At 42.1% G+C, this 17,319-nt stretch carries 20 protein-coding genes; 13 read left to right on the top strand and 7 right to left on the bottom strand.

Translation table 11 applies throughout. The annotated features are described in order from the left end of the window. Positions 1-3: 3 nt before the first annotated feature. From CE058_RS15645 to CE058_RS15630, 4 genes are all read left to right on the top strand, one after another. Complete coding sequence (locus CE058_RS15645) at positions 4-1,209, top strand: aminotransferase-like domain-containing protein (protein WP_163143870.1); 1,206 nt, start codon at positions 4-6, stop codon at positions 1,207-1,209. A 237-nt stretch (positions 1,210-1,446) separates the two neighbouring features. Next, entirely contained in the window at positions 1,447-2,544 is a 1,098-nt protein-coding gene (locus CE058_RS15640) for a flavin monoamine oxidase family protein (protein ID WP_163143868.1), read from the top strand. Between the two features lie 44 nt (positions 2,545-2,588). Continuing rightward, entirely contained in the window at positions 2,589-2,882 is a 294-nt protein-coding gene (locus tag CE058_RS15635) for an antibiotic biosynthesis monooxygenase family protein (RefSeq protein ID WP_163143866.1), read from the top strand. Between the two features lie 190 nt (positions 2,883-3,072). Continuing rightward, positions 3,073-4,346, top strand: a protein-coding gene (locus CE058_RS15630) for an IS3 family transposase (protein WP_286168017.1) whose coding sequence is annotated in 2 segments (ribosomal slippage) — positions 3,073-3,385 and positions 3,385-4,346 — 1,275 coding nt in all. Because the reading frame shifts where the segments join, the coding sequence is not laid out codon by codon here. Positions 4,347-4,401: 55 nt separating this feature from the next. Here the strand turns inward: CE058_RS15630 and CE058_RS15625 are convergent. Continuing rightward, the gene (locus CE058_RS15625; protein WP_163143864.1) at positions 4,402-5,406 is read right to left on the bottom strand and encodes a DUF3231 family protein; all 1,005 of its coding nucleotides are present in this window, start codon (positions 5,404-5,406) and stop codon (positions 4,402-4,404) included. A gap of 176 nt (positions 5,407-5,582) precedes the next feature. Between CE058_RS15625 and CE058_RS15620 the strand changes: the two genes are divergently transcribed. The 5 genes from CE058_RS15620 (at position 5,583) to CE058_RS15600 (ending at position 9,247) form a co-directional block, all read left to right on the top strand. Beyond that, positions 5,583-5,861, top strand: a complete 279-nt coding sequence (locus CE058_RS15620) for an ArsR/SmtB family transcription factor (RefSeq protein ID WP_048009762.1) — start codon at positions 5,583-5,585, stop codon at positions 5,859-5,861. Between the two features lie 89 nt (positions 5,862-5,950). After that, complete coding sequence (locus CE058_RS15615; RefSeq protein ID WP_048009761.1) at positions 5,951-6,334, top strand: VOC family protein; 384 nt, start codon at positions 5,951-5,953, stop codon at positions 6,332-6,334. Positions 6,335-6,381: 47 nt separating this feature from the next. After that, positions 6,382-6,927, top strand: coding sequence for a hypothetical protein (locus CE058_RS15610; protein WP_163143862.1), 546 nt, complete (start codon positions 6,382-6,384; stop codon positions 6,925-6,927). Positions 6,928-7,123: 196 nt separating this feature from the next. Next, positions 7,124-7,924, top strand: coding sequence for a peptidoglycan-binding protein (locus tag CE058_RS15605; protein WP_163143860.1), 801 nt, complete (start codon positions 7,124-7,126; stop codon positions 7,922-7,924). A 228-nt stretch (positions 7,925-8,152) separates the two neighbouring features. Continuing rightward, positions 8,153-9,247 (top strand): YncE family protein, encoded by a 1,095-nt coding sequence (locus CE058_RS15600; protein WP_204260542.1) that lies wholly within the window; start codon positions 8,153-8,155, stop codon positions 9,245-9,247. Positions 9,248-9,488: 241 nt separating this feature from the next. Here the strand turns inward: CE058_RS15600 and CE058_RS15595 are convergent, their stop codons facing one another. The 6 genes from CE058_RS15595 to CE058_RS15570 all read right to left on the bottom strand — a co-directional run bounded on the left by CE058_RS15595 (position 9,489) and on the right by CE058_RS15570 (position 13,679). Next, positions 9,489-10,082 (bottom strand): peroxiredoxin family protein, encoded by a 594-nt coding sequence (locus CE058_RS15595; RefSeq protein WP_163143858.1) that lies wholly within the window; start codon positions 10,080-10,082, stop codon positions 9,489-9,491. 14 nt (positions 10,083-10,096) lie between these two features. Beyond that, a complete protein-coding gene (locus tag CE058_RS15590; protein WP_163143856.1) occupies positions 10,097-10,720 on the bottom strand; it encodes a hypothetical protein in 624 nt (207 codons plus the stop codon). Further along, a complete protein-coding gene (locus CE058_RS15585) occupies positions 10,717-11,112 on the bottom strand; it encodes an OsmC family protein (protein WP_163143854.1) in 396 nt (131 codons plus the stop codon). The genes CE058_RS15590 and CE058_RS15585 overlap by 4 nt, the downstream gene beginning before the upstream one ends. Before the next feature lie 64 nt (positions 11,113-11,176). After that, positions 11,177-12,244 (bottom strand): HAMP domain-containing sensor histidine kinase, encoded by a 1,068-nt coding sequence (locus CE058_RS15580; RefSeq protein WP_286168021.1) that lies wholly within the window; start codon positions 12,242-12,244, stop codon positions 11,177-11,179. Continuing rightward, positions 12,237-12,935 carry a response regulator transcription factor gene (locus CE058_RS15575; RefSeq protein ID WP_163143849.1) on the bottom strand — a complete coding sequence of 233 codons (699 nt, stop codon included), beginning with the start codon at positions 12,933-12,935 and terminating at the stop codon, positions 12,237-12,239. Before CE058_RS15575 ends, CE058_RS15580 begins: the two co-directional genes overlap by 8 nt. A 30-nt stretch (positions 12,936-12,965) precedes the next feature. Continuing rightward, positions 12,966-13,679 (bottom strand): cytochrome c biogenesis CcdA family protein, encoded by a 714-nt coding sequence (locus tag CE058_RS15570; protein WP_163143847.1) that lies wholly within the window; start codon positions 13,677-13,679, stop codon positions 12,966-12,968. 213 nt (positions 13,680-13,892) lie between these two features. On the opposite strand from CE058_RS15570, the gene CE058_RS15565 reads away from it, so the two are divergent. From CE058_RS15565 to CE058_RS15550, 4 genes are all read left to right on the top strand, one after another. Continuing rightward, complete coding sequence (locus CE058_RS15565; protein WP_163143845.1) at positions 13,893-14,459, top strand: sulfurtransferase TusA family protein; 567 nt, start codon at positions 13,893-13,895, stop codon at positions 14,457-14,459. A 13-nt stretch (positions 14,460-14,472) separates the two neighbouring features. Continuing rightward, entirely contained in the window at positions 14,473-14,862 is a 390-nt protein-coding gene (locus CE058_RS15560) for a DsrE/DsrF/DrsH-like family protein (protein ID WP_163143843.1), read from the top strand. A 21-nt stretch (positions 14,863-14,883) separates the two neighbouring features. Beyond that, on the top strand, positions 14,884-16,017 hold the full coding sequence (locus CE058_RS15555; protein WP_163143841.1) for an MBL fold metallo-hydrolase: 1,134 nt from the start codon (positions 14,884-14,886) through the stop codon (positions 16,015-16,017). Between the two features lie 222 nt (positions 16,018-16,239). Next, a complete protein-coding gene (locus tag CE058_RS15550) occupies positions 16,240-17,319 on the top strand; it encodes a Fe(3+) ABC transporter substrate-binding protein (RefSeq protein WP_163143839.1) in 1,080 nt (359 codons plus the stop codon).

The following is a 17,319-nucleotide window of genomic DNA, read 5'->3' as shown; positions in this document are numbered from 1 at the left end:
TAAATGGAACATAAATTTGCTGAGAGAGCTCGCTTTGTAACATCTTCTGAGACACGTGAAATATTAAAAGTAACAGAAAGACCGGAAGTAATCTCTTTTGCGGGAGGACTTCCAGCTCCAGAACTGTTTCCTGTAGAAGCTCTAAAGGAAGTTTGCAATGCTGTATTGAATGAAGAAGGTGCGGCTGCTCTTCAATATAGTACAACTGAAGGATATATTCCTTTGAGAGAAGCTATTTGTCAGAGAATGAAAATGGCTGGGATTGACTCCAGCATTGAAAATGTTCTTATTACATCAGGATCCCAGCAGGCAATCGACCTGACTGGAAGATTATTTATCAATGAGGGAAATACTATTATTTGTGAAAGCCCAACCTATCTTGCAGCCATTAATGTATTCAAGTCATATAATGCAAAGTTTGTTGAAGTAGCCATGGATGATGATGGAATGGTAATGGAAGAGCTGGAGCAAATGCTGCGAGATCATCCTGATGCAAAATTTATTTATACGATTCCTGATTTCCAAAACCCTACTGGCCGCACCTTAAAACTCGAAAGACGAAAAAGAATGATTGAGCTTGCTAATCAGTATGATGTGCTGATTGTAGAGGATAACCCCTATGGAGCTGTAAGATTTGCTGGAGAGGAACTCCCGCCTGTGAAACATTTTGACACAGAAGGCAGAGTCATTTATTTAAGCACTTTCTCTAAGATTTTCACTCCCGGTCTTCGGCTTGGATGGATTTGTGCGGACGAAACCTTCATTGATAAGTATGTTGCTTTTAAGCAAACAGCTGACTTGCATACTGACAGCTTTGCTCAAAGAATTACAGCAAAGTATATGGAGCTTTACGATATCGAAGAACACATAAATAAAATCAAAGCTGTTTATAAAGAAAGATGCACAGCTATGTTATCCTGCATTGAAGAATTCTTCCCAAATCATTTATCTTACAGTAAGCCGGAAGGCGGATTATTTATTTGGGTTGAGCTTCCAGAGGGAATTGATTCAGCGCATATATTTACAGAGTGCCTGAAAAACAATGTGGCTTGTGTACCTGGTGCGCCCTTTTTTCCAAATGGCACACAAAAAAATACATTGCGTTTAAATTACTCCAATATGTCTAAAGAGAGGATTATTGAAGGGATGAAGCGTATGGGTGAAGTATTGCACCGGGAATTACAAAATGATTCATTGCTGACAGTCTGATTAAAACAAGGCTTTGTGCCCTTATCTGGTATTATTTAATGGCTGCAAGCCGGTATAACGCTCTATACAGCAATAATCTAAACTCAACAATGCCGAGTTAAAAATCGGGGGTATAGTAATGGAAGCTGAAATTTGGACGAGTGGGAAAACTCATTTAGAAGAGTTATATATAAAAAGGAATAGCTCTTTTATATTTGCATTCATTCAGCATAGACACAGTACGAAAGAGGCAAGAGTGTGAAAAATCCTTTAGTCATTGTCGGTGCTGGGTTAAGTGGACTGCGGGCTGCGTCTTTGCTTGCTGCACATGGCATTCCTTGCAGGGTTCTCGAAGCTAGAGAGCGGATTGGCGGCAGGGTCTTGAACACTTCTGGTCCAAACAGACCTGACCTGGGCAAATTTGATCTCGGGCCAACGTGGTTTTGGCCTGAATATGAGAGCGCGATCACCGGCCTTGTGAAAGAACTGAATTTAGAAACTTTTGTCCAGTACACCAAAGGGGCAATGCTTTCAGAACGATTCCAAAACGAACCTCCAGAGCGCCATGTATTGCCGGAAAATGCTGGTGCAAGGTCGATTCGATTCATAGGAGGTGTGCAATCCCTTATTGATGCTGTAGCAGATACAATTCCCTCAGGGATAGTCGAGCTAGGAACCCGAGTCACAGCCATTCGACAAGAGGAAACGGGAGTTATTACGGTTGAAGCAGTCCTTGCTGATGGAGAGACAACAAATGTAACTGCAAGTGCTGTAATCCTAGCACTGCCGCCTCGGATTGTGGCGCGTCATATTGAATTCTCTCCATCTCTCCCTGCAGATCTTATGACTGACCTTGCTGGCAAACCGACGTGGATGGCAGGGCAGGCGAAGGCAGTTGCCATCTATGATCGTCCCTTTTGGAGAGAATCAGAGCTCTCTGGCTTCGCATCGAGCTGGGTTGGACCTCTGCAGGAAATCCACGATGCTTCTCCTAAAACAGGATCTGGCGCTTTATTTGGTTTCTTCGGTATGCCAGCGAGAACACGCCGAGAACTTGGAGAGGATAAAGTTTTAAATTTGGTCATTGATCAATTGGTTAGGCTCTTTGGAACCTCCGCCCAAAACGTTAAGGCTATCCTTTATAAGGATTGGGCCGAAGATTCCGAAACTGCAGTTGAGGAAGACCTGGACCCGCTTAGAGATTTTCCAAGTTATGGTCAGCCGCCAAAAGCTGGGGTATGGGAAAAGAAAATTATTTTTGCTGGTACGGAGACGAATTCATCTTTTGGCGGCCACCTTGAAGGTGCCCTTCAGTCAGCTGAACAGGCAGTTTTTGAAATCATTGAATTAAACTAGAAATCAGGAGCTCTTTTGAGAAAGCAGGGAAAGGGGAAATTTACATGATTTTAGAAGCAGTAATGCTGCAAGTAAAAGAAGGGATGGAGGAAGAATATGAACAAGCATTTCGTGAAGCATCAAAAGTTATTTCTTCCATGAAAGGCTACATATCTCACGAGCTGCAGCGATGTATGGAAGTTGAGGGTAAATATTTATTGCTGGTGAAGTGGGAATCATTAGAGGCCCATACAGTTGGGTTTAGACAATCGAAAGAGTATCAAGAATGGAAAAGACAGCTTCACCATTTCTATGATCCATTTCCTGATGTTGAACACTTTGAAAACGTTCCTCTTTAATAGGTGTTTTAGTTAAAAGCCTCCTTGCGGTCTGAAATATACCCCAGATAGCGGACACTGATAAAAAAGTGCCCCTATCTGGGGTTTTTTGTGTTTCAATAAATCTAATGAATATGGGCGGAGGGTTATCAGGAGTAAGAATATTTATAATGAATTTCAATTTTAAGAGCTTGAGAAGAATCCCAATGCTTTGAGCGCTTCTGAAAAATCAATCTCCTATAGTCCGGGATTTAAGCTAAAAGCTGTGAAGGAATACAAAAGTGGAAAAATACCATCGCAAATCTTTATTGAACAGGGCTTTGACCTAGGTATGATCGGTAAGAAACAACCAAAGTATTGTCTTAAACGTTGGAGGGATTCATATGAACGGTTTGGAGAGGAAGGTCTCCTTATGGAACGCAGAGGCAAAGGGAGTACAGGGCGACCTTCTACAAAGCAGCTTTCTGTGGAAGAGAAATTAAGAAAAGCTGAGGCACGAATTAAATTCCTTGAGGCGGAGAATGACTTCCTAAAAAAGCTGGAAGAGTTAGAAAGGCAGGCGTTGAAAAAGAAACGATTTTAACGGCAGCTGAGAAGTTTTACCTGATCGAGAAAACGATAAGAATCTATCAGTTAAAGAAAGCAGTTTCCTACCTGTGTGAACTGGCGGGTGTTAGCAGAAGCGGATACTATGACTGGTTGAAGGCTGCATCTATAAGGGCACAACGAGACGAGCAGGATGAATTGGATATAAAGCTCGTCCAAGAAATATTCCTAAGCAAAAAAGAAAAAGCAGGTGCCCTCCAAATTAAAATGATCCTGGAGAATGATTATTCAGCTGTAATGAACCACAAAAAGATTAGGCGATTGATGGCAAAATATAATCTTGAAACAAAAATAAGGAAAGCCAACCCTTATCGAAAGATGGCTAAGGCAACCCAGGAACATCGAACCTGTCCTAACCTTCTTAATCGAGAATTCAATCAGGAGGAACCAGGGAAAGTCCTGCTTACTGACATTACTTATCTCTATTATGGAAAGGGCCAAAAAGCATATTTATCCTGTGTAAAGGACGGAGCTACAAGGGAAATTATGGCGTACCACCTGTCCACGTCATTAGATATGGACATCGTCTATAAGACGTTGAAAAAGTTAGAGACATCTGTTGGCAAACATTTTCACCCTGAAGCCATATTACATTCTGACCAAGGAATGCATTATACGCATCCTCTATTCCAAAGCAAAGTGAAAGAGCTTGGATTAACTCAATCAATGTCCCGAAAGGGAAACTGTTGGGATAACGCACCAATGGAGAGCTTCTTTGGACATTTTAAAGATCTAGCAGAGTATAACTCACTTGATAATTTGAAGGATGTAACGAAGGAAGTAGAAAGAGTAATCGAAGAATATAATCATCATCGTTATCAATGGGGCTTAAATAAAATGACCCCGGTACAATACCGGGGTCACTTATTAGCCGCATAGGCGCTTTTTTAACTGTCCGTAAATGGGGGTACATTTCACAAATGAGGGGTATAACTTATTTATCCTGTGCAAGTTCTTTTCTATTGGGAGCGAGCGGCGGCTGTTCTAACCACTTGTTCTTCACCATAATGCCGAACCATTTTCGGGTGACTCCCAATGATTTCAGAATTGCTTTTTCATAAGTTAAGGCCAGGTCTGTACGCATGGATCCTGCTAGTCCTGTCCCGTAATATACTTGTGCAGTCTGCACCAGGAAACCCATATGATATAACATTAATTTATCTGAAAAAGGAGAGTCCTTTGACGTTGTAACTTCTGATTCCCACGACATTGGGACTGGCAAGTTATCCTTGTGCAATATTTTTGAAAGAGCCTGGAGGTTTTCATCGGCTGTTTTTTCTAATTCCTCAAAAAACTTCCTTATATCTTTCGATTCTGTGACTTGGCTGAATCCGATGGAAAGTGCTTTTGCCATAACTCCCTTTTTAATGTTAAGGGAGATACTGATTATTTCTGTAGAAGATAAACGTCTTCCTTTTCCGAAAAATCCATCAGTAAAATCTGTTGCAGTAATAATTTCAGGGCTTTCGGCAGGATAAAAATAGGGGTCTCTCTGAAAAACTCCTTTTTTCAGAAGCAGCTCAATGGTTAAATCGTACATATTTTTTGCATCATCTACACATGAGCTGTAAAATTCCCGTATGTCTTTTCTGACCGAAACACATAAAGCGGTTGTATGACCTAACAAACCATGTATAGTCATAATATGTAAATAATTCAGGCAGAATATGTCTGAAAACAATCTCTCTGCCCCTTTTTTGAGGTCGGACTCCGAAAAACCAATTGGAATTGGAAATCCATCCTTCTCAATGAAGGAAACAAGCTGCTTCTTTTGCTTTTCCCCTGTCTTAATAGCTATTTCAAAAACTTGTTTTATTTCTTCGTCTTCTATAATTGAAATCATATACCTATTTACGATCTCGGTCATTGTTCCGTTTACATACTCCCCCCATAGTGTTCCTATTTCGGAAGATGTAAGCTTTACATTATCATTTTCCAATTGTGCTCACCTCTTCCGTATTTTTTACCAATACAGAATGATGTATGCATTCTTCGGCTTAAACCTCTAAGACTTGTTCTCGGTGATTACTGCCAAGATTGAAACGGCATCTTTAATAGGCAACTTAGAGGTTGCTTGTATTGACAAGTAACCAAATGGTTGCTTATAATCATAATATGAATTGGGACAAAGACGCTATATTCAAAGCACTTGGTGATTCGACCCGGCGGCTTATATTGGACGAACTGTCCGAACGCAAAGAGATGACGCTATATGAACTGACGGCTCGTCTCATTATGAAGCACGGCCTTTCCATTTCGCGGCAGGCAATAGCTAAACATCTTTCAGTATTGGAAGATGCACAGCTCATTAGATCCGAACGAAAGGGAAAATATCGGGTAATTATTTTCAATAACCAGCCACTTAAGAATCTGCTGGAAGGATGGCTGGAGTAACTTGCTAAAAGCGGAATAGGGATTTATACCGAGGTACGTGCGGGCTTTGCTGGAAGCCCGTTACAATTATCAAAGGAGGCAAATACATGTTGAAAGTTATTGTTACCAGTATCTTCGTCCAGGATCAGGAGAAGGCATTGAAATTTTATACAGAAACGCTGGGGTTTGTAAAAAAGCATGACATCCCAGTCGGGGAACACAGGTGGATCGCCCTGGTTTCTCCCGAAGATCAAGATGGTACGGAGCTCTTGCTGGAACCTAATGTACATCCGGCTGCCACAGAATATCAAAAGAAGATTTTTGCAGAAGGAATTCCGGCCACAATGTTTGGCGTTGCTGATCTTCACGAAGAGTATAACCGATTAATAAACCACGGAGTGAAGTTTACTATGGAGCCGACAGTAATGGGGGATGTCACATTGGCTGTATTCGATGATACATGCGGCAACCTTATTCAAATAGCGCAGAAGTAGCTTTATAAAATAAAAGAAATTCTTGCATGTAAGTAAGGCGGTGAACAATGGACAGTCAGCTGAAATTGGAATTTCAAAGATCAAAGTCAGGCGATAAAGATGAGCGTTATGAAGCTTATCAGCACATTTTAAATGCTACTGACAAAGAAGTTGATTGGGCGTATGAAGTATGGGATCAGCTAGTAGAGGACTTGACTCATAAAGATAACCATCAACGCTCCCGTGCAGCTCAATACTTAGCTAACCTGGCTAAAAGCGATCCAGAGATGAGAATCATGAGGGATTTCCCTAAGCTGTGGGAGGTAACAAAAGATGAAAAGTTTGTTACAGCCAGACATAGCCTTCAATCTATATGGAAAGTCGGGATTTCCGGTACACCACAAAAAGAAATGGTCTTGGAAGTAATGGCTGAACGTTTTATTAATGGAACAGATGAAAAAAATTACACGTTAATCCGTAATGACATCCTTCAAAATATGAAAAGTTTATATGATCATCTGAATGATGAGGCTATCAAACAAAAAGCTTTAGATCTGATTGATACTGTTGGTGACAAAAAATACAAGAAAAAGTACTTGGATATATGGAAATAGATCAAATTGCTGAAGATAAAGGTCTTCAGCTTTTTCTTATAATGTTGGGTAATATATACACAGACAAAATAGAACACATTATTGCAATATAATGGATGATAGAGGGACGAATGTTGTGATTCTGTTTGCAACACTCGAATAATGTCATTTCCTCCCGAATTCTTTTATATCAAAGGAAATTGGGGAGGATTTATTAATGTTAACGAGATTTAAAAACATGCTGATGGCCCTCGTGGCTGTGGTTCTCATGCTGGCAGCTCCTTCGTTTACAGAAGCGGCGCTAGGGGATCGGACACTTGCCAATGGATCATCAGGATCTGATGTTGCCGAATTGCAGGACTACCTGATGACAAAAGGGGTATTCCCATACCATACATCGACAGGATACTATGGAAGCATCACGGTGGAAGCCGTCAAGGATTTTCAGCGTAAGCGCAATCTGAAAGTAGACGGGATTGCCGGACCTCAAACAAGCCATGCACTAAAAGTCCTGCGATATGGAGACATTGGAAAGCAGGTCATCCAAATTCAATATCAATTAAAACAAACAGGTCACTACAAATCTAGCTTAGATGGTATTTATGGAAATGGTACGGTGAGCGCTATTAAGAGCTTTCAAAAACAGCAAGGTTTGACGGCGGACGGAATTGCCGGTCCTCAGACGAGAGCAGCGCTCGATCGAAAGGCGAAGCGCGGTACAGCGGCAGGTAAAACATTGACTGTGGAAAGCACAGCATATACAGCGAGTTGTGAGGGCTGTTCAGGTGTGACCAGGATGGGTCTGGATTTAAAAAAGTACCCTGATGCGAAAGTGATTGCCGTCGATCCAAGTGTCATTCCGCTTGGTTCCATCGTGAAAGTAGAAGGCTATGGAACTGCAATAGCAGCGGACATAGGCGGCGGCATAAACGGAAGTTCAATCGATGTGTTCATTGCAAACCAGGGCGATGCCCTTCAGTGGGGGAGAAAAAGCGTGCGTGTGGAAATAATCGAATAGGTATGGGCTGGCTGCACTAATAGTAGTGCGGGCCAGCTTTTTTTTGTTTTAGCAAAGGGCCTGGATAAGAGGGAAATCTTTATCATACCTATTAAATTTGCAGGGTTTATGGATTTCAATAGATTGTTATACTTTTTGCACGTTTATTTGGTTAAGTGAAGTACATCACTTTTGTATATTCTTGCTGTTATTATGCTCTCTTTATATACGATAAGGGAGGAAAATTCCATGATTAAATTTAAAATGATATTTATTGTATTTTTATTGTCAGGCGTGATACTGGCCGGATGCAGCTCGGGAAGTAATGCTGTTGAGGAACCAAAGCCTGTTTCCGGGGATGCTCAGCAAACTGAAGGCAATAAAGAAGAGGCTGAAGAAAAAACGGAGGTCCAATATTATTACACTGCTAACGAAAAAGGCAGCATCTCCAAAATTGACGCAGCTGACAATTCAATTGTAACGACAATAGAGGTAGAAGGTTCCGCTCACAATGTGCAGGTTTCACCAGATGGAAAATTAATCGGGGCTACGGTTGTGCCAGGTATGGGAGGCCATGGGGGAGGACATGACGGCCACGGAGAAGTGAGTGCAAAAGCTGTTTTTTACAGTGTTGAAAGCGATGAACTGGTTCAGGAAGTCAAAGTTGGAAATCACCCTGCCCACATTGTTTTTACGGAGGATGGGAAGTACGCTGTTGTAACAAACAGCGAGGACAATACTGCATCTGTCATTAATATGGATAGCTTCAATGTATCAAACACAGTTGAGACCGGCAAAGGGCCGCATGGATTCAGGATTTCATCAGATAGCAAAAGAGCTTACATTGCAAACATGGGTGAAGATACGGTCAGTGTTATTAATCTTGAAACGATGAAGGAAGAAAAGCGGATCAAAGTGGGAATAGCTCCTGTAACTACGGGTGTTACTTCTGATGGAAAAATACTTGTCGCTGCATTAAATGGGGAAAATGCTCTCGCTGTTGTTGATCTTGATACGGATAAGGTTGATAAAATTCCAGTGGGAACTGGTCCTGCACAAGTATATATCGATGAGAAAGGCCAGTTTGCCTATGTGGCCAACCAGGGAACAGAAGAAGCTCCTTCGAGCAGTGTTACCGTTATAGATCTTACTTTAAAGAAAGCGATAGCTGAAATTGAAACCGGCAAAGGCTCGCATGGAGTGGTAACCAGTCCGGACAACAAGAGGGTGTATGTGACGAATATGTTTGAAGATACGGTCAGCATCATCGATAAAGAACAGAATAAGGTCATTGATACAATTGAATTAATAGGAGTGCCGAATGGAATAAGCATTACCGATTAGATTCATATCAATGCAGAAAACCGCTTGAGAATTACAGGAATCTCGGTTCGGAAGGTACACACACATTCGTTTTCAGTGCCTGCCCCAATAAAATACGTTATAGACTAAGGGGGCAGGCACCTGATTTTATATTCTGAAGGTGCCTTCGGTCAATATTGAGATATTTCATCGTATGTACCTGCATTTATGCGGTGATAGATGATATTAAAGTCAGAAGCGGCACCTTTTTGTCTGCCAATCCTTATTCAATATCCTTCGTCAAGTCTTCCATTATGCCTTCATCCATCGGGCCGACAATTTTCTTTGTGATCACGCCCTTAGTATCGAGGATATAGCTTGTTGGAATGGTAAATGCTTGATACTGCGGGCCGATCATGCCATTTTCATCGAGGGGGATGGAAAAGGTAAGTCCGTAATCCTTAACGAATTTCTCGATATCTTTCCTGCCGTTGTCAATATTTGTGAGATTGACTGCTACCACTTCAATGCCATCTTCTTTATGCTTTTCATAGAAATTTTGCATATGAGGCATTTCGGCTTTGCAGGGCGGACACCAGGTTGCCCAGAAGTTGAGGATGACCTTCTTCCCTTGAAGGTCTGATAGTTTCATTGTTTTGCCATCGAGAGTAGTTAGTTCAAAATCTGGAGCAGGCTTTCCTTCCTCAACTTGAGTAAGGTCTGATCCAGGTATATCCTCGGTTTCGACCGACTCCTCTTCGTTTTCCACAGCAGCATTGCTTGTGCTATCTTTATCTGCAGATGGTTTCCATAAATTGACGAATACAATCGCCAGGGCCAATAGAATTATGGCTATCGATAACAGATTTTTATTCAACCTTTTGCACCGCCTTAGGAAGTTAGTTTGAAGCTAAGATTTTTACGATCCCCGTTTGACAGGATGTATACGATAAATGCCAGCCAGCCGAATGTCAGAATTTCAAGGGACAGGATCGGCTGAAAGAAACTGATGATAAGAAGCTCGAAAAGGAAAATGAAGGTGAATGCCTTGATTGAGAAGCATTCATTTTTCTTTTTAAGAAAAACAGCATAGCCAATCAGCAGAGCCAGACTTGCCATTGCTGCAGGGAAATTTGTTTCCAGTGCATATTTGGTGACCTCAAAACCAATGAAAAAAAGAGGGTATACTTTAAAAGCGTCGCGAAAGACTGTCTTGTGCTTTTTTCCTGCAATATAAATCAGATAAACGGAAAGCGATACAAGAGCAAGGAAATGCCCTTTTGTACTTCCGTTAAAATAAACAATAGACAGCGGCATCTCTATGGCCATCTTAAAATGAAACAGAGCATAGCTTAGCTTCCACACCAGAAAGTAAAGAAAAAAACTGTTCCAGTACCAATCCTCAAGCTTTCTTCCCGTGGCGAATCTGTACAAAAGTGATGTCATAAAAAGGGACAGCAGAACAGCCAGCCAAACAGCGGGAATCGTCAGGCTCCCAATATTAAAATAACTCAATCAGAATCACCCGTGAACGTAACCTCATAGCTTATATCGATAGAGCCAATCACAGATTGGATCATTCCGCAATTTTTTACAGTAAGCTCTGCCACTTTTGCGGCTTGTGCTGCGGAAAGTGCTTGATCGGCATGAACCTCAGCTGAAATAGCCAGCTTATTTATCCGATTGGCTTCTTCAGGAATTCTGGATACAGAAACTTCCGCTTCAATCCTCTCAACTCCAAGCCTCTTCTTTTGAAGGATATTCCAAAGAACTGTGCCGCTGCATCCAGCCAAGGATGACACAAATAGTTCCAGCGGGCGATAGCCTGCCTGGTCATTAGGAGAAACAGGCAGCTTTCCGTAGCCCAATTCAGCTGTAGTGTTATCATTATTTATTATAAATTTCATATCTTCACCCCTTTCCTGCCATTAGTATGAAAGGGTTTTATTAAGATTTGATTAAGAAAAGCAGCTAATTTTTAGAAGCTGCCCTATCTGCCGGAAGGATAATTTCAAAGATGTGGTGAAATCCATCTGTCTGTATAGAAATCTGTCCCTTATGCGCATCTGCAATACTTTTCGCAATAGCCAGTCCTAATCCTGCTCCGCTCACTCTGGTGCTCCTGGATTCCTCAAGTCGATAAAACCTTTCAAAAATCAGGTCTTTTTTTTCAGGATCAATGAACTGCCCTGTATGGGAAATAGTAATGGAATAGAAATGATCGGAGAGGGCGGCATTTATAGCCAGTTCGGTCCCTGTATTGTAATCAAGTGCATTTTGAAGAATATTAGTAAAAACCTGTTTAAGGCCGTCTTTATTCCCCATTACCATTGCAGGCTCAATCCGGACCTCCTGGAGATCAAACGTTTCGTCCAGTTTTAACCGAAAGGCACTAAGTGATTCTTTTAGAATCGTATCAATGGTTAAAGGCTCGAATGGCTTTTCAGTAAAATAAGTGCCATTGCTCCACGTGTTGAGCTCAGTTATCAGTTCCACGATGCCGGTAATCCGCCGGGACTCCTCAAGCAGTGAGCTGAATAATTCAGGGTCACCCTCGATGACTCCGGATTCCAGGGCTTCAAGATAGCCATTGATATTGGTTAAGGGAGTGCGGAGCTCGTGGGCGATGTCACGGAGCATTTCTTCCCGTTTTTCCTGAAAAGATACAAGGGAGGCCGTCATGGCATTAAAGTTCTCGGTCAGTTCCTTTAATTCTCCCGAAGAAGGCACGGCCAATTCTTCAGGAGCCTTGCCTTTCATCACATCCTGTGCAGCCCGTGACAGATTCTTAATGGGATGGACCAATTTACGGACAGTAAAATAATGGAATAAGCCGGCGATGACAAATGCAGCAATACTAACCCTCCAGAGAAATCCGTTCAAGGTAATAACCAGATCCTGTCCGGTGACATCTTCTGAGTTGACGAGGAAGCATGCGTAATCCTTTACTGAAAAACCGGCCAGGAGGATCACAAGCAAAATGACCAGGCTATTCAGGGCAACGAGGCGCGATAACAGATTGGAAAATTTTTTATACACCCACAAATTTATACCCCATTCCCCTTACCGTCTGAATATAGTCCTTTGGTGTTTTTTGTTTGATTTTTTCCCGGAGATGCTTGATATGCACATCGATTGTCCGTTCAGACACTGCCTTCTGGTTATGTTCATAAATGCAGTTTAGAATCTGTTCTCTCGATAAAACTTGACCCGGGTGCTGCATAAACATGTGCAGCAGTTTAAATTCGAATTGTGTCAGCTCAAGAGGATCTCCATTAATGATAGCTTCTCCTTTTGCAGGCTTGAGGGTAAATCCTGTAAAGCTTAATTTTCCGCACCGGCTTGAGGTTCTTCTTAGGACTGCTTCGATGCGCACCATCAGTTCAGCAGGGCTGAAAGGTTTGACGACATAATCGTCTGCACCCAGCTTGAAGCCCTGAATGCGGTTTTTTTCAGCTGCCTTGGCCGTAAGCATAATGATTGGCATCATACTCTTCAGATCTTCCCGCACCCAGCGGCAAATTTCCTCGCCGCTGACTTTAGGAAGCATCAGATCCAGAATTAAAATGCAGGGATCAAATTGTTCAATTTTCTTCTTGGCTTCACGGCCATCCGCTGCCTCCATCACTTCATAACCTTCTTTTTTCAGGTAAATTTTAACGAGGTTGCGGATTTTGTCATCATCCTCTACCACCAATACTGTTTTTCCAATAAGATGCTGATCGGGCAAAATAATCATCCTTTATTATTTATCGCTTTTTTAGAATTGAAATAGGCTATACGCTGAAAGCCATGCACTAATTTTTTGCATTTGCCCGCTTAAGACGAGCATTCCCAGTGCAACCATAATCATGCCATTAACAAATGCGAGCCTGGATAAGTACTTATTGATTTTGCGCATGGTTTTTAAAGAATAAGAAATGATTACTGAAATAACGAAAAATGGAATGGCCATTCCAAGAGAATAAGCCATTAATAAAAAGATACCCTGGCTTAGCGTATCTGAAGAGCTCGCCAATAATAGTATGGATGAAAGGGCAAGTCCAACACAAGGCGACCAGCCGCTTGCAAAGGCCATTCCCAGCAATACAGACCCAAACATGCCCTTTGATTTATTTTCTGTTTTGAATCGCTTCTCTTTCATTAAAAATTTAAATTTAAGCAAGCCGGCCATCTGCAATCCAAAAATAATAATTAACAACCCCGCAGCCTGCATAATGATCATCCGATAATTCATTAAAATTTTTCCGATAAAGCTGGCGGATGCCCCAAGAGCAATAAAAATCATACTGAAACCCATTATAAATCCAAACGAACGCAAATAAAGCTTTTTCCGGTCCACCTGCATTTTAGCGTTCTCGATTCGGCCTCCAGTCAGGTGGGTCACATACGCCGGCAGCAGCGGAAACACGCAGGGAGAGAAGAAAGACAGCATTCCGGCTGCGAGGGCAAAGAACATTCCAATATCGTTCATGTAAGTCACTCCTTTGTCCACCATTTTGATGGGCGATTGTTAAGACTTTATTAAGAAATGGATTTGAAGCCCAAGAGTTTAATGAAGAAAAAGGTTTAGTTTGTATTTATACGGATAGAGGTATAGAATATCAAGTTAACAAAAATTTGGAAGGTCCAGCCGGGCATTGAAAACAGGATCAAAAAGATACTAAAAGGGACTGGAGGGAAAAGCATGAATGTTAATAAAGTCTTGGATGCTAAAGGACTTTCCTGTCCAATGCCAATAGTTAAAACCAAAAAAGAGATGACCGCTCTTGAACCAGGACATGTAATGGAGGTTCAGGCGACGGATAAGGGGTCTACCGCGGACATTAAAGCATGGGCCCAGAGCACCGGCAATCATTACTTGGGCACAGTGGAAGACGGAGATACCTTAAAACATTACCTGCGCAAAGCCATGGCGGAGGAAGAAAAGGTGGCGGCGAAACATCCTCATGTAACAGACCTGGGCGATCTCCAGGAAAAAATAAAAGGTAATGAAGAGATCACCATTCTCGATGTGAGGGAGCCTGCAGAATTTGCCTTTGGCCATATTCCAGGAGCCGTCAACATTCCTTTAGGGGAGCTTGAAAAACGATTTGAAGAATTGGATAAGAAAAAAGAAGTCCACATTATCTGCCGGACAGGCAACCGCAGTGATCTGGCTGCCCAGAAACTGGCTAAAGAAGGATATCCAAACGTCAGGAATGTAGTGCCAGGCATGGCAGAATGGAAGGGCCAATTAAATCAGAGTCATTAAGGAGATGCAAAAAATGAAGGTAGCCATTATTGCAGCCAACGGAAGCATGTTTGATGCTTATAAGGTGTTTAATATTGCGACAGCAGCTGCAGCAACGGATGCAGAAGTAGGAATCTTTTTTACATTTGAGGGGTTAAATTTAATTCATAAAGAGGGCCATAGGAATCTGCCGCTGCCTCCGGGAGGCGAGCATTTTCAGGAAGGATTTAAAAAAGCCAATGTTCCGCCGGTAGATGAACTGGTAAATATGGCAAGCGAAATGGGCGTAAAAATGATTGCCTGCCAGATGACGATGGATGTAATGAGCCTTGAAAAGGAGCATTTTGTGGAGGGCATTAACGTTGGCGGAGCCGTGACGTTTTTAACCTTTGCCAAGGATGCCGATGTAACACTTACTTTTTAATCCCGCAAAGAGGTGAAAAAAATGGCTGAGAATCATGTTAAGACAATCACTGTAAAGGAATTAACCAGAAAAATTCTAAATCATGAAGAAACATTCATTCTGGATGTGCGAAATACGGATGACTTTGATGATTGGAAGATTGAAGGGAAAAACGTCCATATCATTAACGCCCCGTATTTTGATTTGCTTGAGGGAGTGGAATCCATTCAGGACAAGCTGCCTAAAGATCAGGAAACTTTTGTCGTATGCGCCAAGGGAGGCTCATCAGAGTTTGTTGCCGGACAGGTAGCGGAAGCAGGCTTTTCAAATGTATATTCCATTGAAGGCGGAATGAAGGCATGGAGTGAACACCTCGAGCCCATTAAAATTGGGGATTTAAAACAAGGCGGATCCATTTATCAATTTGTCCGGATCGGAAAAGGCTGTTTATCCTATCTGATTGAGTCCAACGGCAAGGGAGCATTGATTGATGCGAACCGCATGGCAGGTCCATATGAGGATTTTATCAGGCAAAAAGAGATAACCATCACTCATGTCCTTGATACCCATTTGCATGCGGATCATATTTCAGGCGGAAGAAAGCTCGCTGAAAAGTTTGGAGCGGGCTATTATCTGCCTCCAAAGGATGCGGAAGAGGTCCAGTTTGAGTACAATCACATTCATGACGGCGATGACTATCAGGTGGGAGATACTGTCATAAAGGCAGTATATTCGCCCGGCCATACCATCGGCAGTACATCTTTTGTAGTCGATGGCCAATATTTACTCACTGGCGATATTCTGTTCATTGATTCGATTGGCCGTCCTGACCTGGCCGGAAAAGCTGGAGATTGGGTAAAGGACCTGCGGACTACCCTGTATAAAAGATATAAAGAGCTGACCGACGACCTGCTTGTGCTCCCAGCCCATTTTATGATTTCGGATGAAATGAATGAAGATGGAAGCATTTCAGAAAAGCTCGGGGTGCTGTACCAGCAGAATCATGGCTTAAAGATCGACAGCGAGGAGGAGTTTCGCAGAACGGTTACGGAAAATCTTCCTCCGCAGCCGAATTCCTATCAGCAAATCCGGGAAACGAATATGGGCAAAATTTCACCAGAGGAAGAAACACAGCGTGAAATGGAAATTGGTCCAAACCGGTGTGCGGTCAGGTAGAAGAGGTTCCGGGAGTTCTTTAGAAACAAGATCCTGATACGCATCGGGATCTTGTTGTTTTTTACATAGATTTATATGCTTAATCTGAATAAAAACATTTCATTTGACGAATTTAGTATTTTCATGGCAAAAGAATATTGACGAAATGAAGGGTGATAGGTAGAATAAATTTAGTGATAATAATTATCATTTTCAAATACATATGTAAAGGTGGAAAGAAACATGAACTTATCAAAATTACTAAAGCCTTTTATTGTAACAACAGCTTTAACTCTGGCTCTTGCCGGGTGTGGGGGAGAAGGCGCATCTGAAGGTGAAAAAGAAAAAGACACCGCTTCCAAAAAGGAAGAGCAGGTGGTCAATGTCTATACTGCCAGACATTATGAAGCAGATGAACAAGTATACAAAGATTTCACAGAAGATACAGGCATTAAGGTCAATGTCGTTAAAGGGGAAGCGGAAGAGCTGATTGAGCGACTGAAGCGTGAAGGCGAAAGCACGGAAGCCGACTTATTTATTACAGTTGATGGCGGTGTCCTTGCACACGCGAAAGATAATGATATTCTTCAGCCGGTTGAATCCGACGTGATCAGCGAAAATGTTCCTGAGAACATGCGTGATAAGGAAAATAAGTGGATTGGAATGGCGACCAGAGCACGTGTCATCGTGTATTCAAAGGATAGAGTTTCACCTGATCAATTATCAACTTATGAAGATTTAACAAGTGATAAGTGGAAGGGCAAAGTGCTTGCCCGTTCTTCAACAAGCCTTTACAACCAGTCTTTGCTTGCTTCTTTCATTGAGTTGAATGGTGAAAAAGCGGCTGAAGAATGGTCAGAAGGCATTGTGAAAAACTTCGCTCGTCAGCCGGATGGCGGTGACCGCGACCAGGCGAAGGCTATTGCAGCCGGCATTGGTGATGTAGGGATTATGAATACGTACTATGTGGGATTGCTTGCCAATTCATCAGACCCTGAAGAAGTGAAAGTGGCAGAAGGTCTTGGTGTATTCTTCCCTAACCAGGAAACAAACGGCACACACGTGAATATCAGCGGAATTGGTTTAACGAAGAACAGCAAAAACCCTGAAAATGCAACGAAACTAATCGAATACATGACTGGAAAAGAAGCTCAGGAATATTTATCAGCAAACAACTATGAGTTCCCGGTTAACCCTGACGCAGAAAAGCCTGAAATCCTGAAGTCATGGGGCGACTTTAAAATGCAGGAGCTTGACTTTGATACTTTAGGAAAGCATAACCAAAAAGCGATTGAAATTTTTAATAAAACAGGCTGGAAATAA

It is taken from the genome of Bacillus sp. 22-7 (assembly GCF_010628845.1).
GTDB lineage: Bacteria > Bacillota > Bacilli > Bacillales > Cytobacillaceae > Cytobacillus > Cytobacillus firmus_B.
This window is presented reverse-complemented; position numbering and strand designations above follow the sequence as displayed.

Excerpts from the sequence above, each read along its gene's own strand:
- CE058_RS15555 (WP_163143841.1), top strand. The coding sequence starts at position 14,884 with ATGGCTGAGAATCATGTTAAGACAATCACTGTAAAGGAATTAACCAGA.
- CE058_RS15565 (WP_163143845.1), top strand. The coding sequence starts at position 13,893 with ATGAATGTTAATAAAGTCTTGGATGCTAAAGGACTTTCCTGTCCAATG.
- CE058_RS15600 (WP_204260542.1), top strand. The coding sequence starts at position 8,153 with ATGATTAAATTTAAAATGATATTTATTGTATTTTTATTGTCAGGCGTG.
- CE058_RS15610 (WP_163143862.1), top strand. The coding sequence starts at position 6,382 with ATGGACAGTCAGCTGAAATTGGAATTTCAAAGATCAAAGTCAGGCGAT.
- CE058_RS15550 (WP_163143839.1), top strand. The coding sequence starts at position 16,240 with ATGAACTTATCAAAATTACTAAAGCCTTTTATTGTAACAACAGCTTTA.
- CE058_RS15605 (WP_163143860.1), top strand. The coding sequence starts at position 7,124 with ATGTTAACGAGATTTAAAAACATGCTGATGGCCCTCGTGGCTGTGGTT.
- CE058_RS15560 (WP_163143843.1), top strand. The coding sequence starts at position 14,473 with ATGAAGGTAGCCATTATTGCAGCCAACGGAAGCATGTTTGATGCTTAT.
- CE058_RS15645 (WP_163143870.1), top strand. The coding sequence starts at position 4 with ATGGAACATAAATTTGCTGAGAGAGCTCGCTTTGTAACATCTTCTGAG.
- CE058_RS15570 (WP_163143847.1), bottom strand. The coding sequence starts at position 13,679 with ATGAACGATATTGGAATGTTCTTTGCCCTCGCAGCCGGAATGCTGTCT.
- CE058_RS15635 (WP_163143866.1), top strand. The coding sequence starts at position 2,589 with ATGATTTTAGAAGCAGTAATGCTGCAAGTAAAAGAAGGGATGGAGGAA.
- CE058_RS15585 (WP_163143854.1), bottom strand. The coding sequence starts at position 11,112 with ATGAAATTTATAATAAATAATGATAACACTACAGCTGAATTGGGCTAC.
- CE058_RS15620 (WP_048009762.1), top strand. The coding sequence starts at position 5,583 with ATGAATTGGGACAAAGACGCTATATTCAAAGCACTTGGTGATTCGACC.